General features: G+C 64.3%; 27 protein-coding genes. 18 read left to right on the forward strand and 9 right to left on the reverse strand.

Annotation, left to right across the window (positions count from 1 at the left end; all coding sequences use genetic code 11):
- The first annotated feature begins 43 nt into the window (after positions 1–43).
- Positions 44–379: an ATPase gene (locus DH08_RS34295; RefSeq protein ID WP_192183626.1), complete on the forward strand. Its 336-nt coding sequence runs from the start codon at positions 44–46 to the stop codon at positions 377–379.
- A gap of 106 nt (positions 380–485) precedes the next feature.
- Here the strand turns inward: DH08_RS34295 and DH08_RS34300 are convergent, their stop codons facing one another.
- A complete protein-coding gene (locus DH08_RS34300; RefSeq protein WP_192183627.1) occupies positions 486–875 on the reverse strand; it encodes a hypothetical protein in 390 nt (129 codons plus the stop codon).
- Positions 876–1,014: 139 nt separating this feature from the next.
- The gene (locus tag DH08_RS34305; RefSeq protein WP_192183628.1) at positions 1,015–1,497 is read right to left on the reverse strand and encodes a hypothetical protein; all 483 of its coding nucleotides are present in this window, start codon (positions 1,495–1,497) and stop codon (positions 1,015–1,017) included.
- Positions 1,498–1,662: 165 nt separating this feature from the next.
- Here DH08_RS34305 and DH08_RS34310 point away from each other — a divergent pair, with 165 nt between their 5' ends.
- From DH08_RS34310 to DH08_RS34320, 3 genes are all read left to right on the forward strand, one after another.
- Entirely contained in the window at positions 1,663–2,628 is a 966-nt protein-coding gene (locus DH08_RS34310) for an L-threonylcarbamoyladenylate synthase (RefSeq protein ID WP_192183629.1), read from the forward strand.
- An 18-nt stretch (positions 2,629–2,646) separates the two neighbouring features.
- On the forward strand, positions 2,647–4,077 hold the full coding sequence (locus DH08_RS34315; RefSeq protein WP_192183630.1) for an FAD-binding oxidoreductase: 1,431 nt from the start codon (positions 2,647–2,649) through the stop codon (positions 4,075–4,077).
- Between the two features lie 184 nt (positions 4,078–4,261).
- A complete protein-coding gene (locus DH08_RS34320) occupies positions 4,262–4,828 on the forward strand; it encodes a DUF6101 family protein (RefSeq protein WP_192183631.1) in 567 nt (188 codons plus the stop codon).
- Between the two features lie 102 nt (positions 4,829–4,930).
- Here DH08_RS34320 and ubiA read toward each other — a convergent pair whose 3' ends face one another.
- Both ubiA and DH08_RS34330 read right to left on the reverse strand, forming a co-directional pair.
- Positions 4,931–5,914 carry a 4-hydroxybenzoate octaprenyltransferase gene (gene ubiA, locus DH08_RS34325; RefSeq protein WP_192183632.1) on the reverse strand — a complete coding sequence of 328 codons (984 nt, stop codon included), beginning with the start codon at positions 5,912–5,914 and terminating at the stop codon, positions 4,931–4,933.
- A gap of 51 nt (positions 5,915–5,965) precedes the next feature.
- Positions 5,966–6,877, reverse strand: a complete 912-nt coding sequence (locus tag DH08_RS34330) for a LysR family transcriptional regulator (RefSeq protein ID WP_192183633.1) — start codon at positions 6,875–6,877, stop codon at positions 5,966–5,968.
- 90 nt (positions 6,878–6,967) lie between these two features.
- On the opposite strand from DH08_RS34330, the gene DH08_RS34335 reads away from it, so the two are divergent.
- Both DH08_RS34335 and purD read left to right on the forward strand, forming a co-directional pair.
- Entirely contained in the window at positions 6,968–7,759 is a 792-nt protein-coding gene (locus DH08_RS34335; protein ID WP_192183634.1) for a phytanoyl-CoA dioxygenase family protein, read from the forward strand.
- 162 nt (positions 7,760–7,921) lie between these two features.
- The gene (purD, locus tag DH08_RS34340; protein WP_192183635.1) at positions 7,922–9,205 is read left to right on the forward strand and encodes a phosphoribosylamine--glycine ligase; all 1,284 of its coding nucleotides are present in this window, start codon (positions 7,922–7,924) and stop codon (positions 9,203–9,205) included.
- Between the two features lie 127 nt (positions 9,206–9,332).
- Here purD and DH08_RS34345 read toward each other — a convergent pair whose 3' ends face one another.
- Positions 9,333–10,448: a glycoside hydrolase family 25 protein gene (locus DH08_RS34345; RefSeq protein ID WP_192183743.1), complete on the reverse strand. Its 1,116-nt coding sequence runs from the start codon at positions 10,446–10,448 to the stop codon at positions 9,333–9,335.
- Between the two features lie 131 nt (positions 10,449–10,579).
- Positions 10,580–10,816, reverse strand: coding sequence for a hypothetical protein (locus DH08_RS34350; protein WP_192183636.1), 237 nt, complete (start codon positions 10,814–10,816; stop codon positions 10,580–10,582).
- Positions 10,817–11,012: 196 nt separating this feature from the next.
- On the opposite strand from DH08_RS34350, the gene DH08_RS34355 reads away from it, so the two are divergent.
- Both DH08_RS34355 and DH08_RS34360 read left to right on the forward strand, forming a co-directional pair.
- Complete coding sequence (locus DH08_RS34355; protein ID WP_192183637.1) at positions 11,013–12,782, forward strand: acyl-CoA dehydrogenase family protein; 1,770 nt, start codon at positions 11,013–11,015, stop codon at positions 12,780–12,782.
- Between the two features lie 19 nt (positions 12,783–12,801).
- The gene (locus DH08_RS34360) at positions 12,802–13,554 is read left to right on the forward strand and encodes a crotonase/enoyl-CoA hydratase family protein (RefSeq protein ID WP_192183638.1); all 753 of its coding nucleotides are present in this window, start codon (positions 12,802–12,804) and stop codon (positions 13,552–13,554) included.
- Between the two features lie 19 nt (positions 13,555–13,573).
- Here DH08_RS34360 and pdxH read toward each other — a convergent pair whose 3' ends face one another.
- Positions 13,574–14,203 carry a pyridoxamine 5'-phosphate oxidase gene (pdxH, locus tag DH08_RS34365; RefSeq protein WP_282595074.1) on the reverse strand — a complete coding sequence of 210 codons (630 nt, stop codon included), beginning with the start codon at positions 14,201–14,203 and terminating at the stop codon, positions 13,574–13,576.
- A 29-nt stretch (positions 14,204–14,232) separates the two neighbouring features.
- On the opposite strand from pdxH, the gene DH08_RS34370 reads away from it, so the two are divergent.
- From DH08_RS34370 to DH08_RS34385, 4 genes are all read left to right on the forward strand, one after another.
- Entirely contained in the window at positions 14,233–14,694 is a 462-nt protein-coding gene (locus DH08_RS34370; RefSeq protein WP_192183640.1) for an RT0821/Lpp0805 family surface protein, read from the forward strand.
- A gap of 101 nt (positions 14,695–14,795) precedes the next feature.
- Positions 14,796–15,725, forward strand: a complete 930-nt coding sequence (locus DH08_RS34375; protein WP_192183641.1) for a DnaJ C-terminal domain-containing protein — start codon at positions 14,796–14,798, stop codon at positions 15,723–15,725.
- 108 nt (positions 15,726–15,833) lie between these two features.
- Entirely contained in the window at positions 15,834–16,652 is an 819-nt protein-coding gene (fabI, locus tag DH08_RS34380; RefSeq protein WP_192183642.1) for an enoyl-ACP reductase FabI, read from the forward strand.
- 114 nt (positions 16,653–16,766) lie between these two features.
- On the forward strand, positions 16,767–17,354 hold the full coding sequence (locus DH08_RS34385) for a histidine phosphatase family protein (RefSeq protein WP_192183643.1): 588 nt from the start codon (positions 16,767–16,769) through the stop codon (positions 17,352–17,354).
- A 10-nt stretch (positions 17,355–17,364) separates the two neighbouring features.
- On the opposite strand, the gene DH08_RS34390 is transcribed toward DH08_RS34385, so the two are convergent.
- A complete protein-coding gene (locus DH08_RS34390) occupies positions 17,365–17,619 on the reverse strand; it encodes a DUF1344 domain-containing protein (RefSeq protein ID WP_006204310.1) in 255 nt (84 codons plus the stop codon).
- A gap of 183 nt (positions 17,620–17,802) precedes the next feature.
- On the opposite strand from DH08_RS34390, the gene aroC reads away from it, so the two are divergent.
- The 3 genes from aroC to DH08_RS34405 are packed head-to-tail and all read left to right on the forward strand — an operon-like array spanning position 17,803 to position 20,476.
- Positions 17,803–18,903 carry a chorismate synthase gene (gene aroC, locus DH08_RS34395; RefSeq protein ID WP_192183644.1) on the forward strand — a complete coding sequence of 367 codons (1,101 nt, stop codon included), beginning with the start codon at positions 17,803–17,805 and terminating at the stop codon, positions 18,901–18,903.
- 30 nt (positions 18,904–18,933) lie between these two features.
- The gene (gene ribB, locus DH08_RS34400; protein ID WP_192183645.1) at positions 18,934–20,034 is read left to right on the forward strand and encodes a 3,4-dihydroxy-2-butanone-4-phosphate synthase; all 1,101 of its coding nucleotides are present in this window, start codon (positions 18,934–18,936) and stop codon (positions 20,032–20,034) included.
- 19 nt (positions 20,035–20,053) lie between these two features.
- A complete protein-coding gene (locus tag DH08_RS34405) occupies positions 20,054–20,476 on the forward strand; it encodes a hypothetical protein (protein ID WP_192183646.1) in 423 nt (140 codons plus the stop codon).
- Positions 20,477–20,561: 85 nt separating this feature from the next.
- Here the strand turns inward: DH08_RS34405 and DH08_RS34410 are convergent, their stop codons facing one another.
- A complete protein-coding gene (locus DH08_RS34410; RefSeq protein WP_192183647.1) occupies positions 20,562–21,785 on the reverse strand; it encodes an MFS transporter in 1,224 nt (407 codons plus the stop codon).
- Positions 21,786–21,904: 119 nt separating this feature from the next.
- Between DH08_RS34410 and DH08_RS34415 the strand changes: the two genes are divergently transcribed.
- From DH08_RS34415 to DH08_RS34425, 3 genes are all read left to right on the forward strand, one after another.
- Complete coding sequence (locus DH08_RS34415; protein ID WP_192183648.1) at positions 21,905–22,492, forward strand: TetR/AcrR family transcriptional regulator; 588 nt, start codon at positions 21,905–21,907, stop codon at positions 22,490–22,492.
- 104 nt (positions 22,493–22,596) lie between these two features.
- A complete protein-coding gene (locus tag DH08_RS34420; protein ID WP_192183649.1) occupies positions 22,597–23,583 on the forward strand; it encodes a hypothetical protein in 987 nt (328 codons plus the stop codon).
- An 81-nt stretch (positions 23,584–23,664) separates the two neighbouring features.
- Positions 23,665–24,591 (forward strand): histone deacetylase family protein, encoded by a 927-nt coding sequence (locus tag DH08_RS34425; RefSeq protein ID WP_192183650.1) that lies wholly within the window; start codon positions 23,665–23,667, stop codon positions 24,589–24,591.
- Positions 24,592–24,593 lie beyond the last annotated feature (2 nt).

Consider the following 24,593-nt stretch of genomic DNA (forward strand, 5'->3'; position numbering starts at 1 on the left):
CCGTGGCAGAACTGACTTGTTCCCCAACCCCACGGAGGCTCCCATGAATTCCGCTCACGACATCGATGTGACTGAAGAGACGCCGGCCGCCACCGAGGCGACCGAATCCACTTCCGACAACATCCTCGACCATGCCGCCGCCGCGGCGGTCGAAGCCGCCGATCCGTCCGACGACGATGAGGAAGGCGACGAGGACGACGCTGACAAGGAAGCCACCCTTTCGGACGACGACGAGGATGAAGACGGCGAGGACGACGAAGAAGACGACGAGGACGAAGACGAAGACAGCCTGAAGGCCGAAGGCGGCGACGCTGGCGAAAAAGGTGAGTCCGAGGACGAAGAGGACGAAGAGGACGACGACAAGGAAGAGGCGGCCTGAGCCATTTTCGCAGGCCGGGTTGCGAAGAGGGCGGCGCTTGCGCGCCGCCCTCTCTGCGTTTGTCTTCCTGACGCTGACTTGGTCGCTCTTCCAGAAATTGACTTAGTCAATCTTCCAGGATGCTGACGCGCACGCTGCGTGAATAGACATCGACCTGGATCAGCGGCTCGCCGTTGACGATGGCGCGCCGCGTCGAGGAACTCATCGCGCCGCCGCGCTCCAGCATGCGTTGCAGATCCGCGCGGTCGTCATTGCTCCTGAACCAGTCGTCGCCCTCGTCGTCGCTGTCGCGTCGATGGAACTTGTGCCAGTTGGCGCGGTCCTGCCGCACCATCTGCGCCGCACTGTCCAGCGGGAAGCCATCGCTGGCCTGGTGGTCGCGTTCGGAAATGCGCGCGACATAGGATCCGAGCATGTCGTCGGCCTTCGCCGCACTTGTGCTCAGCGCCGACGCCAGCAAAAGTCCGGCGACGGCAAACGCTCTTGCCTTGTTCATGATGCCCCCTTTGAAACCCCCGACTTCTCCTGCCGGAGCCGCTCGACCAAATTCGAACCGGCCGCGACAAAGAGACTGGAGAAGAGGATCGCACTCCGGATGCCTACGCCGGACAACCCGACCCGCCTCCGCCGGCAGCTTACATGGCTTTTCCGACAGGGGCTATCGGTGAAGGCTGCGCTGCTGTCGGTTCCGGCTGCGGCGCGGGCTGCTGCTCGCCGTTCGAGGCAGTCGCCGCCGGCTTGCCGTCTGGCGCGGGTTTGGTGCCTGCCGCGGGCTTGGTGTCTCCCGCTGCCGGTTCGGCGGCGGCAGTGGCCTTGGCCGGTTCGGCGGCGGGCGTTGCGAAGGCGCCGCCGACGATGCCGCCGCGAATGATCATCGGGCTCTGCATGCGAGGCTTTTCGGGGATCGCCGCCACCTTCTCGTCGGTGACGTCCGGGACGACCTCTCCCAGCGCCACGACCGATGGCGCGGAAGCGATCTTCATCGGCTCGGATGTCCCGAGCTTGACGACGGATGGCGTCGTGGTCGACGCGGCAAGGACGAGAATGGACGAGGCATGCGCCCCGCCGGCCATTGCCGTCAGACTGATGCCAAGCATTGCAAGCATACGCTTCGACACGATGAAAACTCCCCAAACCCTTGGAGCCGGCATCCTATTCCCGGGGGATTGATGCCCGCTTGCGCGAAAACATAGCATTTTAGGGATTGATAATTCGCCAACGCCCGCACTTGCCCCGTGAACGCCGCCGTATTACGCAGCGCGGCATCTGTAGAGGTGACGAGATTGGCTGAGATACTTGCCGTCGGCGAGGCGATGGAGCGGGCGCTGGCGCTGCTTGAAGGCGGCGATGTCGTCGCCATCCCGACCGAGACCGTCTACGGGCTGGCCGCCGATGCCACCAACGGCAGCGGCGTCGCGCGCATCTTCGAGGCCAAGGGTCGCCCGCGCTTCAACCCGCTGATCGCTCATGTCGCTGACATCGCCATGGCCGAGCGCATTGCCGTCTTTGATCCGCTGTCGAAAAGGTTGGCCGAGGCATTCTGGCCGGGGCCGCTGACGCTGGTGCTGCCGCAACGGTCCGGCAATGGCATCCATCCGCTGGTCACGGCAGGGTTGGACACGATCGCGCTGCGCATGCCCCGGGGTTTTGGCGGCGAGCTGATCGCCAGGCTCGGCCGCCCGCTGGCCGCGCCCAGCGCCAATTCTTCGGGCAGGATCAGCGCCACCACGGCGGAGGCCGTGGCGGCCGACCTCGGCGCGAAAATCAGGCTGGTCGTCGATGGCGGTGCGACGCCGGTCGGGCTGGAATCGACCATCGTCAAGGTCGAGGGCGGAGACTTGCGCTTGCTGAGGCCCGGCGGCGTTGCCGCGGGGGATATCGAGGCGGTGGCCGGCGTCAAGCTGCTGCGCGGCGCGGCCACCGGCATCGAGGCGCCCGGCATGCTCGCCTCGCACTATGCGCCGGGTGCCGCGGTACGGCTCAATGCCGGCCAAGTCGCCGGCGGCGAAGCGCTGCTCGCCTTCGGAAAACGCCGCGCAGGAGGCTGGCAGGATGCCGCCGCTCTGCGCAACCTGTCGGAGAGCGGCGACCTGCGCGAAGCGGCCACCAACCTGTTTGCCCATCTGCAGGCGCTCGACCAGAGCGGCGCCACGACCATTGCCGTCGAGCCGATCCCCTTCGACGGGCTGGGCGAGGCGATCAACGACCGGCTCTTTCGTGCCGCCGCCCCACGTGACAAGGCCGATTGAGGGCCATAGTTTCTGCCCATGAACGACGCCTCCTCCGATCTCGCCCCCGCCCTCATCGACCGCTTCGCGGCAATCGTCGGCGACAACTATGCGCTGCGCGACCAGCAGGACATCGCGCCCTACCTGACTGAGCGCCGCGGCCTATGGCACGGCCGGACGGCGCTGGTGCTGCGGCCGGGCAGCGTCGAGGAGGTCAGCCGCATCATGCGGCTGGCGACCGAGACCGGGACGCCGGTTGTGCCGCAGAGCGGCAACACCGGGCTGGTCGGCGCCCAGGTGCCGGATGCCTCCGGCCGCGAGATCGTGCTGTCGCTGTCGCGGCTGAACCGCATCCGCGAGATCGACGTGCTCTCCAACACGGTGACGGTCGAGGCCGGCGTCATCCTGCAGACGCTGCAGGAGGCGGCCGACGCCGCCGGCCAGCTGTTTCCGCTGTCGCTCGCTGCACAAGGCTCCTGCCAGATCGGCGGCAATCTGTCGTCCAACGCCGGCGGCACCGGCGTGCTTGCCTACGGCAATGCGCGCGAGCTCTGCCTTGGTGTCGAAGTGGTGCTGCCGACCGGCGAGGTGTTCGACGATCTGCGCAAGCTGAAGAAAGACAACACCGGCTACGACCTGAAGAACCTGTTCGTCGGCGCCGAAGGCACATTGGGCATCATCACCGCCGCCGTGCTGAAACTCTTCCCCAAGCCGAAGGGTAGGGAAGTGGCGTTCGCCGGCCTGTCGTCGCCGGAGGCTGCGCTCTCTCTGTTCAGTCTGGCGATGGACCGGGCCGGTGCTTCGCTTACCGCTTTCGAGCTGATCGCCAAAAGACCCTACGACTACACGCTGAAACATGCGCAAGGCGTTACGCGGCCGCTGGCCGAGGACTGGCCCTGGTATGTGCTGATGCAGGTGTCCTCGGGCCGTTCGGAAGAGGATGGCAGGGCGCTGATCGAGGAGGTGCTGTCGGCCGGTCTTGAGCAAGGCATCGTCGGCGATGCGGTGATCGCGGCAAGCCTGGCCCAGGGCGACGCCTTCTGGAATTTCCGCGAGGTGCTGCCCGAGTGCCAGAAACCCGAGGGCGCCTCGATCAAGCACGACATTTCCGTGCCGATATCATCGATCCCCGAATTCATCGGAAAGGCCGCCGGTGCGGTCGCTTTGGTCAGTCTTGATGCGCGCGTCGTCTGCTTCGGCCATATGGGCGACGGCAACCTCCACTACAACATCTCCCGGCCGGAAGGTGGCGACGACGAGGCCTTCCTCGGTCTCTACCACACCATGAACAAGGCCGTGCACGATGTCGTGCGCTCCTTCCACGGCTCGATCTCGGCCGAGCATGGCATCGGCCAGCTGAAGCGCGATGAACTGATCGCGACGGCGCCGCCGATGGCGATTGATCTGATGCGCCGCGTGAAGGCTGCTTTCGATCCCGCCGGCATCATGAATCCCGGTAAGGTTATCTGATCCTTCCAACATGTTGTTGTTGGTCGCATTCCGATAACCATCGCCTGAGATCAGCAAAATTTAACCGACTTTCTTAAGCGCAGCGGTAAGAAGCCCGCGCTAATATTCCTGCACAAACGAGGTCGGAAAAACCGGCCCGGAGAGAACCGGAAAACGGCCCTCAGGAGTAACAGGAAGGCAATCGATGAACACTGGACTGAAGCCAGTCTGGGCCGGACGTAACATGCGTCTCGACCCATTCCGCCTGCCGCAAATGGTGAGCTATGCGACGCGCGACGACTATGGCGACGTTAGCTTCACCATCGACCAGCGTGGCGCCGTCATTCGCCGGATGCTGGAGATGAGCGGCGTGCCGGCGATCATCGCGCTGCCCGCCAACGCGTTTCGTGGCGTCGCCGCCCGCGCGATGGAGGATCCGGATGGCAACGTCACGGTGACGCTCGAGCTCCTGCACAATGATCCGATGCTGTCGGTGCCGCTGCTGGTGGCCGACGATCTCGACGACGTCGCCGCCGACTGGCGTGCCTGGGCCGACGCCTACCGTCTGCCGATGCTGCTGATCGAGGCCGACGGCATCGCCCGCACGCTGGAGGAATCGCTCGGCGCCGCCATCAAGGCGCTGCCGCCGCAGGACCGCCGCAAGGGCCGCGCCTCGACCATGCGCCGTCCGCGCTTCCTCGCCCGCCGCCGGGCTGGCGATCTCGGCCTCAGGCTGGTCGTCGACGGCCAGGAGATCATTGCGCGGGAGTGAGAGAAGCGGTCCGCGACAGCGGACGAAAAGCCAATTGCTTGGCTTTTCGAGCTTCGAGCGCCCTGAGCCTGCGAAGGGCTGGTGCGAGCAAGCAACAGGCCCTTACACCAGCGGCTTCAACGCCACCCAGAGCGAACCGCCGATCAGGCCGAGGAAGATCAGCCAGCCGACCTGGTTGTTCGACCTGAACAGCCGCAGGCATTGGTCAGGATTGTCGATGTCGAGCACGGCGATTTGCCGTGCCATATGCGCGCCGGCGGCGATCAGCCCGGCCAGCGCCGGCACCGGCGCCTGCGCCGAGGCGAAAGCGATGGCGAAGCAGATGAGCGCCCCGCCGTAGAGCCCGACCAGCCAGATCTTGGTGTTGTCGCCGAACAGCCGCGCGGTCGAGCGCACGCCAACGATGGCATCGTCTTCCTTGTCCTGATGCGCATAGATCGTGTCGTAGCCGATCACCCACAGGATCGAGCCGATATAGAGCATGATGGCGGGGCCATCGAGATCGCCGAATTCCACCGCCCAGCCCATCAGCGCGCCCCAGGAAAAGGCGAGGCCAAGCACGAATTGCGGCCAGTTGGTGAACCGCTTCATGAACGGATAGATGGCGATCACGGCGAGCGAGGCGATGCCGAGCGGAATGGCAAAGCTGTTGAACTGCAAGAGCACTGCCAGGCCCACCAGCGCCTGGATGACGAGGAACACCCGGGCCTGCTTGCGCGTCACCTTGCCTGCCGGCAGCGGCCGCGACCGCGTGCGCTCGACCTGGTTGTCGATGTCCTCGTCGACCAGGTCGTTATAGGTGCAGCCGGTGCCGCGCATGGCGATGGCGCCGATCAGGAACAGCAGCAGATACCAGGGCGCGGGTAGCAGTGTCAGCAGCGGATCCGTGGGCCGGGGATAGGCACTGGCGGCAAGGGCGGCAGACCACCAGCACGGCCACAACAGCAGCTGCCAGCCGATCGGCCGATCCCAGCGGGCAAGCTGCGCGTAGGGCCAGAGCCAGCGCGGCAGCGCCCGGTAAGCCCAATGGCCGCTCGGCGCATCGGCGACACGACCCTGGGCTGCTTTCGACTGGATGGGTTCCATGCTGCTGGAGTGGCAGCAGCGATGGGCGTCGTCAAGCGTCAGGCGAAGCCATCACCCGGTGAAAACATCGTGACCAAGGAACCACTCCTTCGCCACCTCGGTGAACGCCAGCGCCGCCTTCGACAGCCGCTGGCGCGTGTCGTGGGCGAGGATGATGCGCTGCATCGGCAGCGGATCGGACAGCGGCTTGCACACCAGCGGCAAGCCGTCATAGCTCATGTCGCCATACGGCCTGGTGTAGCTGACGGCGACGCCGAAGCCGTTAGCCACCATGCTGCGCTGCAGTTCGAACGAGCTCGTTGTCGAGTGCGCGACCGGCGACAGGCCACGGCTTAGGAACAGGTCCAGCATATGCTGCCAGCTGTGCGGCTGGTCGGTGGTGATCAGCGGATGGGCTGCAAGGTCGGCGAGGCTGACCGTCGCCTGGCTGGCCAGCGCGTGGCCTTGCGGCAGAAGCGCGTGTGGCCGCAGCTCGTGCAGCAGGATGCGGGCGAAATGCGCTGGCAGGCCGAGATCATAGGTGAGACCGAGATCGATGGCGGAATCGGCGAGCCGCCGCCCCAGCGTCTCGAAGGTCTCGTCGCGGACGATGACGGTGACGGCAGGACAGCGCTGCGCAAACGAGCGTATCAGCGCCGGCGCGAAATGGGGCGCCAGATCCTCGAAACAGCCAAGCACCAGCTCGCCGGCGACGTCGGCGTCACGCGTCCCAAGCCCTATCAGTTCGTCTGCTTCGGCCAGCACCTGTTTCGCCTTGGCCACCGCGCCGCGGCCGAACGAGGTCAGCGCAATGCCGCTGCCGCGCTGGCGCACGAACAGTTTCTGGCCGAGCGTCGCTTCGACATTGTCGATCGCCACCGAGATCGACGGCTGTGAGACGTTCAGCATCCTTGCGGCCGCGGTGACGCTGCCATGGCGCGCCACGGCGACGAGATAACGCAGCTGGGTGAGGGTTAGGTTCATAGGGAAAAACTATAAGCGAAATGACAAGTTATTATTTTACGCGATGTTCTGGGGCTGCGATAGTCGGGCCATCAACCAAGGAGAATTGCGATGGCCGCCCAGATCGATGCTGAGACAATCGCCGATTACCAGCGCGATGGCGCGGTCTGGATCCGCGGCGCCTTCAAGGACTGGGTCGAGACAATTGCCGACGGCATCGAGCGCAACATCCAGAACCGCAGCGCCACCGCCTCCGACATCGCCAATGGCCGCGGCAGCTTCTTCGACGATTACTGCAACTGGGAGCGCATTCCCGAATTCGTCGACGTGGTGCGGAACTCGCCCGCCGCCGAACTGGCGGCTGCTGTGATGCAATCGCGCAGCGCCCAGTTCTTCCACGACCATGTGCTGGTCAAGGAGCCCGGCACGCAGAAGCCGACGCCCTGGCACCAGGACATTCCCTATTACTTCGTCGATGGAAGGCAAACCGTAAGCTTCTGGATTCCGATCGATCCGGTGAAGGAAGCGACCTTACGGTTGATCGCCGGCTCGCACAAATGGGACAAGATGATCCTGCCGGTGCGCTGGCTCGACGACAGCAATTTCTACGCCGGCGAGGGTGACTACCTGCCGGTGCCAGATCCCGACCAGGATTCCTCGATGAAGGTGCTCGAATGGGAGATGGAGCCGGGCGACGCCATCCTGTTCGACTTCAGGACCGCGCATGGCGCGCGCGGCAATTTGACCGCGGCCCGGCGCCGGGCGCTGTCGCTGCGTTGGGTCGGCGACGATGCGCGCTATGTCGAACGACCCGGCCGCACGTCTCCTCCCTATCCCGGCCATGACATGAAGCCCGCGCAGAAACTGCGCGAGGACTGGTTCCCGGTCGTCTTCCAGAGCTGACGGGCCGGATCACCTTCGTCAGGCGCGAACTTGCCTCCTCGATCCCATCGGCGGGCAAGGTTCCCGTGCGCAATTGCCGCCAAAGTGTCGAGACGCCTTGACCCGTCGCCCCGAGACCAATAGCGGGTTCTGGACGAGGACGATCGGCAGCAAGAGGTGGCCATGAATGTTCTTCTTCTCGGCTCGGGCGGCCGCGAACATGCGCTCGCCTGGAAGATCGCCGCCTCGCCGCTGCTGACAAAGCTCTACGCGTCGCCCGGCAATCCGGGAATTGGCCGTGAAGCCGAACTGGTCAAGCTCGACATTGCCGACCACTCCGCTGTCGCCGCCTTCTGCCAGGAGAAAAAAATCGACCTGGTCGTGGTCGGGCCGGAAGGGCCGCTCGTGGCCGGCATTGCCGACGATTTGCGCGCATGGGGCATCCGCGTCTTCGGCCCGTCCAGGGCGGCGGCGCGGCTCGAAGGCTCCAAGGGTTTCACCAAGGACCTTTGCGCCAAATACGACATCCCGACCGCCGCCTATGGCCGCTTTGGCGACCTGGTCTCAGCGAGAGCCTATGTTGAAAAGACGGGCGCGCCGATCGTTATCAAGGCCGATGGTCTGGCCGCCGGCAAGGGCGTCACCGTGGCCATGACGCTGGACGAGTCGCTCGCAGCACTCGACGCCTGTTTCGACGGCTCCTTTGGCGCGGCCGGAGCCGAGGTCGTGGTCGAGGAGTTTCTCACCGGCGAGGAGGCAAGCTTCTTCTGCCTGTGCGACGGCACCACCGCGCTGCCCTTCGGCACCGCGCAGGACCACAAGCGCGTCGGCGAGGGCGATACCGGCCCCAACACCGGCGGCATGGGCGCCTATTCGCCGGCGCCGGTGATGACGCCTGACATGGTCGAGCGCACCATGCGCGAGATCATCGAGCCGACAATGCACGGCATGGCCGAACTCGGCGCGCCGTTTGCCGGCATTCTCTTTGCCGGGCTGATGATCACGGACGAGGGGCCGAAGCTGATCGAATACAACACCCGGTTCGGCGATCCGGAATGCCAGGTGCTGATGATGCGGCTGAAGGACGACCTGCTGGTGCTGCTCAACGCCGCCGTCGACGGCCAGCTTGCGCACAGCTCGGTGCGCTGGCGCGACGAGGCGGCGCTCACCGTGGTGATGGCGGCGAGGGGCTATCCCGGCACGCCGGAAAAGGGCTCGGTCATCCGCGGCCTCGACGAGGCCGCCAGCGACGGCGCCCAGATATTCCACGCCGGCACCGCAATCAATGGCGGCGCGCTGGTTGCCAATGGCGGCCGGGTGCTCAATGTCACCGCGACCGGCGCAACCGTCGGCGAAGCGCAGAGGCGCGCCTATGCCGCGCTCGACCGCATCGACTGGCCGCAAGGTTTCTGCCGCCGCGACATTGGCTGGCAGGCAGTGGCACGCGAAAAGGTTGGCGCCAACTAGAGCAATTCCAGGAAAAGTGCGTAGCGGTTTTCCGTCCGGAATTACGTAAAAACAAATGCTTAGAGCGGGGCAGCGATTCTTTGAAAAGCTGAACCGCTCTAGGCTCGCGCACGCGGATGGCAAGCCTTCAGCGCCTGCGACGATCCAGTTCCGTCGAGGCGGTGCTGACCGGGTCTGCCGCTGCGGCGAAGGCGGCCTCGAGCTGCGCGGTTGAACGCTGATCTGTCCGCTTCCAGGCGACATAGTCGGCAATGCCGAAGCGCTGCCGCCGCGGCACCGTCTTCACCACCGGCATGCGGAAGCCGTCGCGGAACCTTTGCCAGCGCGCGCCGAGCACCGATACCATTTCCTCGATTGTCGGCGGTGTCGCCACATCGGCGTAGGTGATGGTGAATCTGCCGGCGAGCCCGTCCGCGCGCGAGACCGGCACCGGTATCGAGGCGAGATAGTCCGTCGGCACATCGATCAGGCCGCCGAAGGCCCATTGCGCGCGCAACTGGTCGCCGTTCATCGGCGCGACATTGACGTCGATGTCATTTGGCGTCCCTGCCACCCGGTAGGGACAGCGGAAGCGCCCGCAATTGGCTTGCGCCGAGAATTGCCAGAGTGCGTAACCCTGCCAGTTGCCCATCGGAAAATGCACGTCGATGTCGGGCTTGTAACGCGCATACCAGAGCGGCAGCCGTGACAGGAGCCGGTATTGGTAGCGATTGTCGGCGATATATTGGGCGGTCTTGCCGTTGGTGTAGAGCACCGGGAAGCGGCCGACGCGCCGATGCACCTGGCGCACGAATTCCTCGGCATCCTCCAGCGATATCCACTGCGTCGGGTCGTTGCCCTCGAGGTCCAGCGCCATCAGTTCGTCCGGCGCCGGCTCGGCGAAATCGATGAAATTGTTGGCTTGCTCGACCGGATTGCCGGGACGCGCAAGATGATAGGCGCCCCATTTCAGGCCGAGCGCTTTGGCCACCACCTTGCGCGTCTGGAACAGTTCGCGTGTCACCGCATGGCGTTTCCACAGCGCCTTGCAGAGCCGCACTTCCGTCTCGTCACCCGAGCAGAAATAGGGCGGCGGCAGCCCGTCGGAGGCCTTGTTGATGAAGCCGACGACGCGCTTGTCGGTGGCAAGCTCAGCCCAGTCGATGGAATTGTATTCGTAGGCGTCGATCACCAGCGCGCGGTCGGCATTCTTCCACGGCTCGGAGAAATCCGAGGCCTTTGCTGCCAGTGTCAGCGCCACCATCGCCGCGAGAGCGAGCGCTGAGCGGCGAAGAAGATGCGCAGGCGTTTTCAAACAGGGAGTCCCCGCTGACCAAATACCGATGGTGAACCGCTATGGTTAAGGAAATGCTTTTGTAGCGCGGCAACCGACTGTCACCGGCGTATCAGCGGCTGGATATTGAACGGATCGGGCGCCGGTTCTTGCGACAGCGTCCCCTCGGCCGCGCGCTTGCGATGGTGGGCGAGAGAGCATTGCGGCGAGCACAATAAGCCGCGATCCGACCAGTAGGCGGCGCCGTTCTCCAGTCTGCCATGATGATACCAGAACCCCGCAGCCCGGTAGGGCAGCCCGCATTCGATGCAGCGATAAGCGTCGGGTCTGGCGAGCATGGATGGGTTCCGCTCCGATCTGTCGCCCCCCGTATGCCGGGGCTGACCCCGATTCTAATACGCGCCGCCGCGATTGCAAAATCCACGTGACAAAGTTTGACGTTTACGTAAAAAGAAGATGGGAGCGAAGGGCCAATGGTTTTGCGGCCGCGCCGGCCTTAGGGTCGGCGACGGAAGTTGAGGAGGAGAAAGCGGCATGTATCGGGCACCGGTCGAGGACATCGCCTTCACGCTGAAGCATGTGGCCGGCCTGAAGCCGGCGCTGGAAGCCGGCACGTTCGGCGATCTCGGCGAGGACCTTGTCGATGCCATCCTGGCCGAGGCCGGCCGCTTCGCCACCGACGAGGTGGCGCCGCTCTACAAGATCGGCGACGAGCGGGGCGCGGTGCTGAAGGATGCCGCCGTCACCATGCCGCCAGGCTGGAAGGAGCTTTACCGGCGCTGGATCGATGGCGGCTGGAATGCTCTGTCCGGACCGGAAGAGTTCGGCGGTCAGGCGCTGCCCACCATGCTCGGCGTCGCCGCGCTCGAAATGTGGAACTCCGCCGCCATGGCCTTCGGCATTGGCCCGACGCTGACCATGGGCGCGGTCGAAGCGCTCGACAAGCACGCGTCAGAGGCGCTGAAGGCCAAATATCTGGCAAAGCTCGTTTCCGGCGAGTGGATGGGCACGATGAACCTGACCGAGCCGCAGGCCGGTTCCGACCTCGCCGCCTTGCGCAGCCGGGCCGAGCCGGCCGGTGACGGCACCTACCGCATCTTCGGCCAGAAGATATTCATCACCTATGGTGAGCACGATTTCACCGACAACATCATCCATCTGGTGCTGGCGAGGCTGCCCGACGCACCGGCCGGCACGCGCGGCATCTCGCTGTTCCTGGTGCCGAAATTCCTGGTCGGCGACGACGGCGCCCTCGGCGCGCGCAACGATGTTTTCTGCTCGGGTCTCGAGCACAAGCTGGGCATCCATGCCTCGCCGACCTGCACCATGATCTACGGCGACGGTTTTGCAGGCGCCAAGCCCGGCGCCATCGGCTGGCTGGTCGGCGAGGAGAACAAGGGCCTCGCCTGCATGTTCACCATGATGAACAATGCCCGGCTCTGCGTCGGCATGCAGGGCGTGGCGGTGGCCGAGACGGCGACGCAGAAGGCGATCGCCTATGCCAATGAGCGCCGCCAGGGCAAGGCTTCGGACTACGCCGGCGCCGGTATGGCGCCGATCGTCCATCACCCCGACGTGCAGCGCAACCTTTTGACCATGCAGGCGCTGACTCAGATCGCCCGAGCCATCAGCTACTCCTGCGCGCATGCCATCGACCGCGCCCGTGTCGCCGAGGGCGAGGCCGCCGCCAATTGGCGCGACCGCGCCAATCTGCTAACGCCGCTCGCCAAGGCCTTTTCGACCGATGTCGGCGTCGATGTCGCATCGCTCGGCGTCCAGGTGCATGGCGGCATGGGCTTCATCGAGGAGACGGGCGCGGCAGCACTCTATCGCGACGCCCGCATCGCGCCGATCTACGAAGGCACCAACGGCATCCAGGCGATCGATCTGGTGGCGCGCAAGCTGCCGCTCGGCGGCGGCCAGCATGTGCATCGCTATATCGGCGAACTGAAGGCGGTAGCCGACGCGGTGCGGATCTCCAATGTCGAGGGCTTTGGCCGCACCGCCGATAGCCTGGATCAGGCGCTCGATGATCTATCCGAAGCCACGCGTTTCCTGCAGAAGTTGCTGGCGGAAGGACGCTCAGACGAGGCGTTGGCCGGCGCCACGCCCTATCTTAGGCTGATCTCGCTTGCCGCCGGCGGCGCCTATCTGGCGCAAGGCGCGCTTGCCGACCATGGCCGCGTCGCGCTCTGCCGCTTTTTTGCCGAAAACCTGCTTGGCGAGGTGCGTGCCTTGAAGGAGCGCGTTGTCGGCGGCGCCGAAAGCCTTGCCGCAGCCGGCAAGACGCTCATTTCTGCCTGACGTTCACAAGGAAAAGACCGTGACAGACCATATCCTCGTCGAGCGCCAGGGCGCCATCCAGATCATCCGCATGAACCGTCCGGACAAGAAGAATGCCCTGACACGCGCCATGTACGCGACAATGTCGGCTGCCCTTGCCGAAGGCGACGCCGATCCAACGGTTCGCGCGCACGTCTTTCTCGGCGTTCCCGGCGCCTTCTCCTCCGGCAACGATCTTGCCGACTTCATGGTCATCGCCACCGGCGGCGAGGGCGGCACGGAGGTCTGGGATTTCCTGATGGCGCTCGCCAAAGTGGAAAAGCCCATAGTGTCGGGCGTCGACGGCATAGCGGTCGGCATCGGCACCACGATCAACTTGCATTGCGACCTGACCTTCGCCACCCAGCGCACGGTCTTCCGCACGCCCTTCGTCGATCTTGGCCTGGTGCCGGAGGCGGGGTCGAGCCTGCTTGCGCCGCGGATCCTGGGGCAGCAAGGCGCTTTCGCACTGCTCGGTCTCGGCGAAGGCTTTTCCGCCGAGCGGGCGAAGGCCGCCGGGCTGATCTATGAGGTGGTCGAGGAAGGCGCACTGGAAGCTGCCGTGCTGGAAGCCGCCAGCCAGATCGCGGCCAAACCGCCGCAAGCGCTGAAGATCGCGCGCGACCTCATGCGCGGCTCGCGCGAAGAGCTCGTCGCCCGCATCAGTGTGGAAAGCGAACACTTCCGCGAGCGCCTGAAGTCGGACGAAGCGCGTGCCGCGCTGACGGCGTTCATGACCAGGAAGAAGGGATGACGCCGGCCGGCGCCGCGCCTTACGGATACAACCGCGTCTTGTCCCAGCCGCCCGCGGCATTGCGCGAAAAGACGAGGCGGTCGTGCAGCCGGAACGGCCGGTCGTGCCAGAACTCGATCGTCTGCGGCACGATGCGGAAACCCGACCAATGCTTTGGGCGCGGAATCTCGCCGATCGGATAGCGCGCCGTGTATTCGGCGACGGCCTTTTCCAGCGCGAAGCGGCTTTCCAGCGGCCGCGACTGTTTCGAGGCCCAGGCGCCGATGCGGCTGCCGCGCGGCCGCGTCGCGTAATAGGCATCCGCCTCGGCATCGCTGACAATCTCCACCGGTCCGCGCACGCGCACCTGCCGGCGCAGCGATTTCCAGTGGAAGCACATCGCCGCCTTCATGCTGCCAAGAATCTCGCGGCCCTTGGCGCTCTCGAAATTCGTGTAGAACACAAACCCGCCTTCATCGAACCCCTTGAGCAGCACCATCCGCACATCCGGCATGCCGTCGGCATCGACGGTCGCCAGTGCCACGCCGTTGGCGTCGTTGATCTCGCTCTTCGTCGCGTCGTCGAGCCAGACGCCAAACAATCGGAATGGCTCGGCGGCCTCGGTAAAGTCACCGGTTGTTAACTCAGTTTCGCTCATAGTTTTTCTCAAATTGTCACGATGGCTGGGGAGGTTGCCGATTGTTGCGTATCGCGCAAGCTTTTGACAGCAGGCAATGGGGCGTTATCGCTTCGGCCAGCGCCAAAGCCGCGATCGTGATGGTCGCGCTGCCTCTTGCCGCGTGTGGCGCCGGCGGCTTCAGCCTGGAAAAGGCCGAGGTCGACCGTTCGATCCTGACCAGCAGCACACCTGCTTCCGCCACTCCGACCGATCAGGACCGCGATTCGGACCAGACCACGATCGGCAATGCCGTGTCTTCCGCCGACATCGAAGAGCTCGGCGGCCAGGCGGTGCCATGGGCGAATGCAGGCACCGGCTCGCGTGGCTCGATCACCGAACTGGTCGAATTGAAGGACGTGGGCCAGACCTGCCGCCGCTTTACCGCGTCGCGCGAGAGCTTCGACGGCGTCTCGCTGTTCAAGGGCGAATTGTGCATGGCCAGCGCCGGCGGCTGGCACATGCAGGACTTCAAGGCGCTCTGATTTTCCACCGCCATTTCTCTCCTTGCGCCACTGGAATTTCTTCCTATGCGAGCGCATATAGGGGGCAACCATGGACTCACTCCTTCTCCAGGGCAGGAAGCATGCGCGACCCCTATGAGGTCCTGGGCGTTGCCAAGAACGCATCGGCCAAGGACATAAAATCGGCGTACCGCAAACTCGCCAAAAAACATCATCCGGACCAGAATCCGAATGATCCCAAGGCGAAGGACCGTTTTGCCGCCGCCAACCAGGCTTACGAGATCGTCGGCGACGAGAAGACCCGCGCCGCCTTCGATCGCGGCGAGATCGACGCTGACGGCAAGCCGCGCTTCCAGGGCTTCGAGGGCGCGGCGGGCGGTGGCGATCCGTTCGCAGGCTTCCGCCGCCAGCAGGGCGCCGGCGGCTCGCGATTCGAGTTCCGCTCGGGGCGTCCAGGCGGCGATCCGTTCGACGGCAACAGCGACATTTTCAGCCAGATCTTCGGCGACGCCTTCTCTGGCGCGCGCGGGCCCGGTGCGGGCGACCGCCGGCAGCCGGCGGCAGGCGCCGACCTCAACGTGACGCTCGACGTCACCATCGAGGAGGCGGCCACCGCCGAGAAGGTGACGGCGATGTTCCCCGACGGCCGCAAGGTGGCGGTCAAGCTGCCAGCCTATGTCGAGGACGGCCAGACCATCCGTCTGAAAGGCCAGGGCGAGCAGGGACCGGGACAGCCGGGCGACGCGCTGGTCAAGATCCGTTTCCGCCGCCATCCGCGCTACCGTATCGAGGGCCGCGACCTGCATGCCGATCTGCCGGTGGCGCTGGCCGATGCCGTGCTGGGCGCCAAGGTGGCGGTCGAGACACCGACCGGCCGGCTGGCGGTCAATATTCCGCCATGGTCGAGCTCGGACAAGGTGCTGCGGCTGAAGGGCAGGGGCCTGCCGGAAAAAACCGGTGGCCATGGCGATCTCTACGCCCATGTCAGACTGATGCTGCCCGAGGGCGGCGACAGCGAGCTCGAGGCGCTGATGCGCCGTCGAAAAGGCTGATCGAGAGAGTTTTCTCCGCTGGACTGTCCGTTTTGAACGCTTGATGGGGCCCTGTGCCTGTGCGATAGGGCACTCCACAAAGCAGACATTCTTGCGGAGAGTGCTCACATGGCGGGTGGACAGGGCCTTTTGGCCGGCAAGCGCGGGCTGATCCTCGGCGTCGCGAACAATCGGTCGATCGCCTATGGCATCGCCAAGGCCTGTGTCGATCACGGCGCCGAAATTGCCCTGACCTATCAGGGCGAAGCCTTCAAGAAGCGCGTCGAGCCATTGGCGGCCGAACTCAACGCCCATGTTGCCGGCCATTGCGACGTCACCGATCCGGAAAGCCTCGATGCGGTGTTCGCCGACATCGCTAAGCACTGGGGCAAGCTGGACTTCCTCGTCCATGCCATCGCCTTTTCCGACAAGGATGAACTGACCGGCCGCTATGTCGAGACGACGCGCGACAACTTCCTGCGCACCATGGACATTTCGGTCTATTCCTTCACCACCATCGCCAAGCGCGCCGAGCCGCTGATGACCGATGGCGGTTCGCTGCTGACGCTGACCTATTACGGTGCCGAAAAAGTGATGCCGCACTACAACGTCATGGGCGTCGCCAAGGCTGCGCTCGAAGCCAGCGTGCGCTATCTGGCGGTCGACCTCGGCGCCAAGAAGATCCGCGTCAATGCCATCTCCGCCGGTCCGATCAAGACGCTGGCCGCATCAGGCATCGGTGACTTCCGCTACATCCTGAAGTGGAACGAGTACAATTCGCCGCTGAAGCAGACGGTCACCCAGGAGGAAGTCGGCGATTCCGGCGTCTATTTCCTGTCCGACCTGTCGCGCGGCGTCACCGGCGAGATCCATCATGTCGATTCCGGCTACCATGTCGTCGGCATGAAGGCGGTCGACGCCCCCGACATTTCGACCGTCAAGGATTGAAGCAATTCCAGGAAAAGTGTGTAACGGTTTTCCGTCCGGGATTGCGCAAAAACAAACGGTTAGCTTCCGACTGATCCCTTTCGACCAAGTCTGGCCCGAGCCTCGGAAGACCTGATGTATCCGCTCGTCTACTTTGTGCGCCACGGTCAGACGCAATGGAACGCCGAAGCCAGGCTGCAGGGGCAGGCTGACACCGACCTCAATGCGCTCGGCCGCGAGCAGGCGAGCCGCAATGGACAGCGGCTGGCCGAGTTCGTCCATAATCCGGATGATTTCGATTTTGTCGCCAGCCCGATGCGGCGCACGCGCGAGACGATGGAGCGTCTGCGCGCGGCGATGAAGCTCGATCCGCTTGCCTATCGCACCGAGCCGCTGCTCGTCGAGTTGAGCTTCGGCGACTGGCAGGGCTTCACCTTTGCCGAACTCGAGGCCAGGGATCCCGGTTCGACCAGGCAGCGCAGCCTCGACAAGTGGAATTTCCAGCCGCCGGGCGAGGGCGCAGAAAGCTACCAGATGCTGCTCGAGCGGGTGAAGCCATGGTTCGACGCGCTCGATCGCGACACCGTCTGCGTGACCCATGGCGGCGTCGTGCGTGCGCTGTTTCGCGTAGTGCTGGGGATGTCCACGCGAGAGGCGGTCAGGTTGGACGTGCCTCAGGATCGCCTGCTCCGGCTGCAGGGCCGGAGCCTGGAGTGGCTATAGGGCGCTAGACTTACTCGGTGTCCGGAAGTTCCATGTCGGTGACGACATTCTCGCCATTCGTCACGTCATAGGCGAGGACGATGTCCATGCCGGGCTTCAGCGCATCGAGATCGGTCTCGGCATTCAGCTTGTAGGACTTGCCGTCTTCCAGCGTCAGCGTCAGCGTATCCTTGTCGATCTTCTTGATCAGGCCCTCGGTCTGGCCGGCGAAGGCGGCAGTGGAAATCAGCAGGGTGGCGGCAACAGCGCCAATCAGGGTACGCATCGTCGTCCTCATTATCATTGCGCCGGCATGGGTAGCGGCGGATCCTCAACGGCGGATGGAAGAGAGCAGAAACCAACCGAATGTGTCAAAACTAAAACCGCCAGATCACAGTTTGACCACTGTGGAAAACGCCAATAGAAGGCAGGCTTGAACCGGCTCCGCCGCCGGGCAGGGCGCTTCTCCATGTCTCACAACACGTTCGGCCACCTGTTCCGCGTCACCACCTGGGGCGAAAGCCACGGGGCGGCACTCGGCTGCGTTGTGGACGGCTGCCCGCCCGGCATCCGCTTCACTCAGCGAGAGATCCAGGCCGAGCTCGACAAGCGCCGGCCGGGTCAGTCACGTTTTGTGACGCAGCGCCGAGAACCCGACGAGGTCAAGATCCTGTCCGGCTTCATCCTCGACGAGGACGGTGAGACCATGATCACCACCGGCACGCCGGTGTCGATGCTGATCGAAAATGTCGACCAGCGCTCCAAGGACTATGGCGAGATCGCCCGCCAGTACCGGCCGGGCCACGCCGATTACACCTATGACATCAAATACGGGCTGCGCGACTACCGTGGCGGCGGCCGCTCCTCGGCGCGCGAGACTGCGGCGCGCGTGGCGGCCGGCGCGCTCGCCCGCAAGGTCGTGCCCGGCATGGTGGTGCGTGGCGCGCTGGTGTCGATGGGTGAAAAGTCGATCGACCGCGCCAACTGGAACTGGAACTTCATCGGCGATGTCGAAAATCCATTCTTCACGCCCGATCCGGCTTCCGTTCCCGTCTTCACCCAGTATCTCGACAGTGTCCGCAAAGCCGGCTCCTCGGTCGGCGCTATTATCGAGATCGTCGCCGACGGTGTTCCGGCCGGCCTCGGCGCGCCGATCTATGCCAAGCTGGACCAGGACATCGCGTCGGGCCTGATGTCGATCAACGCCGTCAAGGGCGTCGAGATCGGCAACGGCTTCGAGGCTGCCCGCATCACCGGCGAACAGAATGCCGACGAGATGCGCATCGGCAATGATGGCAAGCCGGTGTTCCTGTCCAACAATGCCGGCGGCATCCTTGGCGGCATCTCGACCGGCCAGGCGATCGTTGCGCGCTTCGCCGTCAAGCCGACGTCGTCGATCCTGACGCCGCGCAAGTCGATCGACAAGGACGGCAAGGACGTCGAGGTCATGACCAAGGGCCGCCACGACCCGTGCGTCGGCATCCGCGCCGTGCCGATCGGCGAGGCGATGGTTGCCTGCGCGATCGCCGATCACTATTTGCGTCATCGCGGCCAGACCGGGCGCGTCTGACCTTCAACCTGCAAGCGGAAGCGAGCGTCGATGCCTTACGATCAGAAGAAAATCGTCGAAGCCCTGCGCGCCTTCGAACGCGGCGAGATCGTCGTCGTCATGGACGATGACGGGCGCGAGAACGAGGGCGACCTGATCGTCGCCGCCGTCCACTGCACGCCGGAAAAGATGGCCTTCATTGTCCGCAACACTTCCGGCATCGTCTGCACGCCAATGCCGCGCGAGGAGGCAAAACGCCTCAATTTGGCGCCGATGGTGGCCGACAACGATTCCGCCCACACGACGGCCTTCACGGTCAGCGTCGATTTCAAGCACGGCACCACGACCGGCATCTCGGCCGACGACCGTACGTTGACCGTGCGCAACCTCGCCAACGGCAATGTCGGCGCTTCCGATTTCGTCCGCCCCGGCCACATCTTCCCGCTGATCGCACGCGAAGGCGGCGTGCTGATGCGCTCGGGCCATACCGAGGCCGCGGTCGACCTCTGCAAGCTCGCCGGCCTGCCGCCGATCGGCGTCATTTCCGAACTGGTCAACGATGACGGCACGGTCAAGCGCGGCCCGCAGGTGCAGGCCTTCGCCGAAGAGCATGGCCTGAAGCAGATCTCGGTCGCCGACCTCATCGCCTACCGCCAGCGCAAGGAAACGCTGGTCGAGCGCGTAGCCTGCTCCGACATCGACACGGCGGGTGGCAAGGCGCAGGTCTTCACCTACACGCTGCCCTGGGATTCGATGCACCACGTGGCGATCGTCTTCGGCGACATCCGCGACGGCGAGGAAGTGCCGGTGCGGCTCCATTCCGAGGATGTGGTGAGCGACGTGTTCGGCACCAGCCACCGGCTGGACGGCGTCATGAAGGCGATGGGCGAGCGCAAGCGCGGCGTCATCGTCTATCTGCGCGAAGGCTCGGTCGGCGTTGCCCATCAGGAGCGCAAGCGCCCGGCGAGCGGCGAGCGCGAAGACCATGAAGAGGCGCGCCGCCGCGAGAACGAATGGCGCGAGATCGGCCTCGGCGCGCAGATCCTCAAGGATCTCGGCATTTCCTCGATCAACCTGATCGCCTCGCGCGAGCGCCACTATGTCGGCCTCGAAGGGTTTGGCATCCACATCGCGAAGACCGAGATTCTCTAGGCTCTTGGAGGCAATTGGGATGAGCTTCGAGGCATATCTCAGCTGTTTCGAGAACGGCGAGCAAAGCTACTTCCCGACATCGGTAGTGGATGACGCCTTTGCTCCGTTCATCACCAGTCGTGATCCGGAATCCTCATGCTGGGTCGTTACCTATCATGATACCCCACCGGCATTGGATCAAAGCGACCTCTATTTGACACTGGATCCTGAAGATGAATCTCGATTGGTCGCGCGACCGACTGGCAACCCGCGCCTGTTCGCTTCGATGCTTAAGGTCCTTCAGGCTACCAATTCTGCCGTCTATTGCGCAGGAGAATGCCCGCCGATGGTTGGGCGTGCCGAAACCATATCCCACCTGAGCCCGGATATGGTCGAGGCGTTGGGAAGTCCTATTGTCGTTGTTGATGGGGACGAGATTCGCAATAGGCTTGAACGATCCTAGGAAGCCAGATTCCTTCGAAGAAAACTGGACCTAGGATGCTCTCCTGAACGTCTCTGTCCCCGTGCCGAACCAGACCTGCATGCGGTTATTCCGCGGGAACCGCGGACAGTTCGCATGCATCGGTGTCGCAATCCTGTGTTGCCAGGCTGCGCATGCCGAGCAGTACGGTGGCCAACGCGGCCACACCCGATGCCACCGATACCCAGAACCCGTTCTGAGCCCCGAACGCGTCCACTGCCGCGCCGGCGGCGAAAGAACCCAGCGCCATGCCGATGCCGATGCCGGTTGTTACCCAGGTGATGCCCTCGGTCAGCATCGCTTCCGGCACGTGCCACTCGATCAAGCCGAAGGCCGTGATAAAGGTCGGCGAGATCGCCAGGCCACTGACGAAGACCGCCAGCGCCAGAAGCGGCACCGTGTCGGCGACCAGCAGCGGCAGCGTGGTGAGCGCGATGATGGCAATGGCGATGGCAAGCTGGCGTTGCAGCGGCAATTTCAGGCTGAGCGTCCCGACGATGATGCCGATTACGAACGAGCCCAGCGCGTAAACGCCGATGACGAGGCTGGCGGCGCCCGGCTGGCCAAGCTCCTTGGTGATCGCCACGGTGCTGACTTCCGTGGTCGCGAAGGTCGCGCCGATGAAGATCAGGGCGAGGGTGATGATCTGAACCGCGCGCAGGCGGATTGCCGAGCCGCGCGAACCATGTCCAACCGGTCGCACCCGCGGCTCGGTCGAACGCTGCACGATGAAGGCCGTCGAGCCCAAGGCGAGGAACAATGTGCTCGCCAGCATTCCTGCTTCCGGGAACAAGGCGACACTCAAGCCCACCGATAGCGATGCCCCGGCGACATAGACCAGCTCGTCCGCCGCGGACTCGAAGGCGAATGCGGTGTTCATCTCGGGGCGATCCCGAAAAATCTCGGTCCAGCGCGCGCGCACCATTGCGGGGATGCTGGGCATGGCGGCGGCCAGCAGCGCCGACACGAACAGTGTCCATATAGGCCAGTCCTGATTGGCCGCCACAATCAGTATCGCGAAAGCGAGCACGGAAACGGCAGTGGTGGGCACGACAATCCGCGTCTGACCAAGGCGGTCCACCAACCTTGATACCTGCGGCGCCACGAAAGCGTTGGCCAGCGCGTATGTTGCGGAGACGGCGCCGGCCAGCCAGTATTCGCCGTGCGTCTGCGACAGCATGGCGACGATCCCGATCGGAGCCATGGCGATCGGCAGCCGGGCAACAAAGCCGGCTGCGGCGAAGCCCTTGGCTCCTCGTGCCTTGAAGATTTCGCGATAGGGGTTGGGCATGGAAAGCTCCTGGATTTTTGCGGCGAAGTCACTTATATACGTGGCGTATGTTTATTGAGATAATATCATACGAGGCGTATGTCAATAATATACGCGCCGTATGTGAAAGGAGAAATTGAATGGCGCACAGGTCGCGCAAGGAGATGATCGCCGAGACACGTGCCAAGCTGGTCGCCGCCGCGCGCCGTGCCTTTGGCACCGTCGGCTATGCGGAGGCCTCAATGGATGATTTCACCGCGTCGGCCGGGCTGACGCGCGGCGCGCTCTATCATCACTTCGGCGACAAGAAGGGGCTGCTGCAGGCGGTCATCGCCGAAATTGACGCTGAAATGTTCGCCAGGCTGAAAGTCGTTTCAACCAGGGCGGACACTCTCTGGCGCGGCTTTGTCGATGAATGCACGGCCTATATCGAGATGGCCCTGGAGCCGGAAATCCAGCGCATCGTGCTTCGCGATGGCCCGGCGGTGCTTGGCGATCCTTCGCAATGGCCGAGCCAAAGTGAATGCATACGCTCCATGACCGAGAACCTTCAGAAACTAAGGGACGAAGGCACCATCGTTGCCATCGATGCCGAAGCCGCTGCCCGGGTGATCAGCGGTGCATCGCTGCATGCAGCCCAGTGGATCGCAAATTCGGACGATCCCGAAGCCACGTCAAAGAAGGCGGTGAAGGCATTCAACGTGCTTTTGGACGGTCTGCTGAAATAGGCGGCAGGCTGTAAGGCAAGGACGGTCGATCCTGCCTGAGATTGACAATCGCCAGCCTGAGTTCATCCTCCGCCACCATCTCTGAGGGGAGATTCGGGGCGCGCATGTGGGATTTCGAAATCGGCAGGTCGGTGTCCATCATGATCAGGACATGGCCCTTCATCGTCTTCCGCATGATCGTCTATTTCGGCATCACGCTGGCCTACATTATGGCGACCGGCACCGGCGCCAGTGTCGGCTACGGCGTCGGCCACATCTCCACCGACCCCGACGGACCAATGTCCTTTGCGCTGTGGGGCGGCGTGGTCGGCTTCGGCGTCGTTTCGATCGCCGTCTACTGGATCCGCGAATACATCCTCTACATCGTCAAGGCCGGCCATATCGCGGTCATGGTCCACCTGATCGACGGCCAGGACGTGCCTGGCGGCCAGGACCAGATCTCCTATGCCAGGGCCGTGGTGGCCGAGCGTTTCGCCGAGGCCAACGTCCTGTTCGTGCTCGACCAACTGGTCAAGGGTGCTATTCGTGCCATCACCGGCCTGATCGGCGGCATCGCCGCCTTCCTGCCCATCCCCGGCCTGAGCGGCCTGGTCAGCTTCATCAACACCGTCATCCGCATGTCGCTGACCTATGTCGACGAGATCATCCTCGGCTACAACATCCGCATCAATTCCACCTCGCCCTTCGAGACGGCCAGACAAGGCATCGTGCTCTATGCGCAGAACGGCAAGACCATGGTCAAGAACGCGATCTGGTTGTCAGTGATCATGTGGGGCGTGTCCTTCGTCATCTTCCTGTTGATGCTGGCGCCCGCCGGCGCGATCCTCTGGTTCATGCCGGGACAGCTCGCCGGCTGGGCTTTCGTGCTGGCCATCGTCTTTGCCTGGGCCTTCAAGGCAGCCTTCATCGAGCCCTTCGCCATCGCCTCTTTGATGCAGGTCTATTTCAGCACCATCGAGGGCCAGGTGCCCAATCCCGAATGGGACCGGCGGCTGTCGGAAGCCTCCTCGAAATTCAGGGAACTCAAGGACAAGGCGCTGGCCTCGTTCGGCGGCTCGCGCTGGACCCAGCCGGCACCCAATAACCAATAGTCTCACCTAATCCCTGTTGAACATCACGCGAGCTGGGCGCGAAAACATGGTCAAAGCGCCCGCACGCGCCTATATCGGGGCATGGTCACCAGGCTCTACACCCACCCGATCTTCCTCGAACACCTGACGCCATCCGGCCATCCGGAGCGGCCAGACCGCTTGCGCGCCATAGAGCGCGTGCTCGACGACGAAGCCTTTGCCGCGCTCGACCGGATCAAGGCGCCTGAAGGCGACGAGGCAACCATCCTCTATGCCCACCCCGAGGATTTCGTCGCGCGCGTCCGCGCCGCGATTCCCGAGACCGGCATCGTCTCGATCGACGCCGACACCAGCGCCAGCCCCAAAAGCTGGCAGGCGGCGGTGACAGCGATCGGCGCGGCCAATGCCGCCGTCGACGATGTCTTCGAGGGCCGCGCCGCCAATGCCTTCGTCGCCGCGCGGCCGCCCGGCCACCATGCCGAGAAGACCACGGCGATGGGCTTTTGCCTGTTCAACACCGCGGCGATCGCGGCGCGCTATGCACAAAAGAAGCATCAGGCCGAGCGCGTTGCCGTGGTTGACTGGGACGTCCATCACGGCAACGGCACGCAGGACATTTTTTGGGACGATCCGTCGGTGCTCTATTGCTCGACGCACCAGATGCCGCTTTATCCCGGCACCGGCGCGAAGAACGAGACCGGCGCCGGCAACATCGTCAACGCGCCGCTGGCACCACGCACCGGCAGCGAGGTTTTTCGCGATGCCTTCCTGTCGCGCGTCCTGCCCGCGCTCGACGATTTCGCCCCCGACCTGATCATAATTTCAGCCGGTTTCGACGCGCACCATCGCGATCCGCTGGCCGAGATCAACCTGACCGAGGAGGATTTCGACTGGGCGACCGGCCAGCTGATGGAGCGTGCCGGGCGCCACAGCGGCAACCGGCTCGTCAGCCTGCTCGAGGGCGGCTACGATCTGCAGGGATTGGCATTTTCGGTCGCCGCCCATGTCGGGCGGCTGATGAAGGGATAAAG

The sequence above is a fragment of the Mesorhizobium amorphae genome (assembly GCF_014843845.1).
Taxonomy (GTDB): Bacteria; Pseudomonadota; Alphaproteobacteria; order Rhizobiales; family Rhizobiaceae; genus Mesorhizobium; species Mesorhizobium amorphae_A.

Coding starts and splice junctions, on each gene's coding strand:
- DH08_RS34295 (WP_192183626.1), top strand. CDS start 44: ATGAATTCCGCTCACGACATCGATGTGACTGAAGAGACGCCGGCCGCC.
- DH08_RS34300 (WP_192183627.1), bottom strand. CDS start 875: ATGAACAAGGCAAGAGCGTTTGCCGTCGCCGGACTTTTGCTGGCGTCG.
- DH08_RS34315 (WP_192183630.1), top strand. CDS start 2,647: ATGAACGACGCCTCCTCCGATCTCGCCCCCGCCCTCATCGACCGCTTC.
- DH08_RS34320 (WP_192183631.1), top strand. CDS start 4,262: ATGAACACTGGACTGAAGCCAGTCTGGGCCGGACGTAACATGCGTCTC.
- ubiA (WP_192183632.1), bottom strand. CDS start 5,914: ATGGAACCCATCCAGTCGAAAGCAGCCCAGGGTCGTGTCGCCGATGCG.
- DH08_RS34330 (WP_192183633.1), bottom strand. CDS start 6,877: ATGAACCTAACCCTCACCCAGCTGCGTTATCTCGTCGCCGTGGCGCGC.
- DH08_RS34335 (WP_192183634.1), top strand. CDS start 6,968: ATGGCCGCCCAGATCGATGCTGAGACAATCGCCGATTACCAGCGCGAT.
- purD (WP_192183635.1), top strand. CDS start 7,922: ATGAATGTTCTTCTTCTCGGCTCGGGCGGCCGCGAACATGCGCTCGCC.
- DH08_RS34345 (WP_192183743.1), bottom strand. CDS start 10,448: ATGGTGGCGCTGACACTGGCAGCAAAGGCCTCGGATTTCTCCGAGCCG.
- DH08_RS34350 (WP_192183636.1), bottom strand. CDS start 10,816: ATGCTCGCCAGACCCGACGCTTATCGCTGCATCGAATGCGGGCTGCCC.
- DH08_RS34355 (WP_192183637.1), top strand. CDS start 11,013: ATGTATCGGGCACCGGTCGAGGACATCGCCTTCACGCTGAAGCATGTG.
- DH08_RS34375 (WP_192183641.1), top strand. CDS start 14,796: ATGCGCGACCCCTATGAGGTCCTGGGCGTTGCCAAGAACGCATCGGCC.
- fabI (WP_192183642.1), top strand. CDS start 15,834: ATGGCGGGTGGACAGGGCCTTTTGGCCGGCAAGCGCGGGCTGATCCTC.
- DH08_RS34385 (WP_192183643.1), top strand. CDS start 16,767: ATGTATCCGCTCGTCTACTTTGTGCGCCACGGTCAGACGCAATGGAAC.
- DH08_RS34390 (WP_006204310.1), bottom strand. CDS start 17,619: ATGCGTACCCTGATTGGCGCTGTTGCCGCCACCCTGCTGATTTCCACT.
- aroC (WP_192183644.1), top strand. CDS start 17,803: ATGTCTCACAACACGTTCGGCCACCTGTTCCGCGTCACCACCTGGGGC.
- ribB (WP_192183645.1), top strand. CDS start 18,934: ATGCCTTACGATCAGAAGAAAATCGTCGAAGCCCTGCGCGCCTTCGAA.
- DH08_RS34405 (WP_192183646.1), top strand. CDS start 20,054: ATGAGCTTCGAGGCATATCTCAGCTGTTTCGAGAACGGCGAGCAAAGC.
- DH08_RS34410 (WP_192183647.1), bottom strand. CDS start 21,785: ATGCCCAACCCCTATCGCGAAATCTTCAAGGCACGAGGAGCCAAGGGC.
- DH08_RS34415 (WP_192183648.1), top strand. CDS start 21,905: ATGGCGCACAGGTCGCGCAAGGAGATGATCGCCGAGACACGTGCCAAG.
- DH08_RS34420 (WP_192183649.1), top strand. CDS start 22,597: ATGTGGGATTTCGAAATCGGCAGGTCGGTGTCCATCATGATCAGGACA.
- DH08_RS34425 (WP_192183650.1), top strand. CDS start 23,665: ATGGTCACCAGGCTCTACACCCACCCGATCTTCCTCGAACACCTGACG.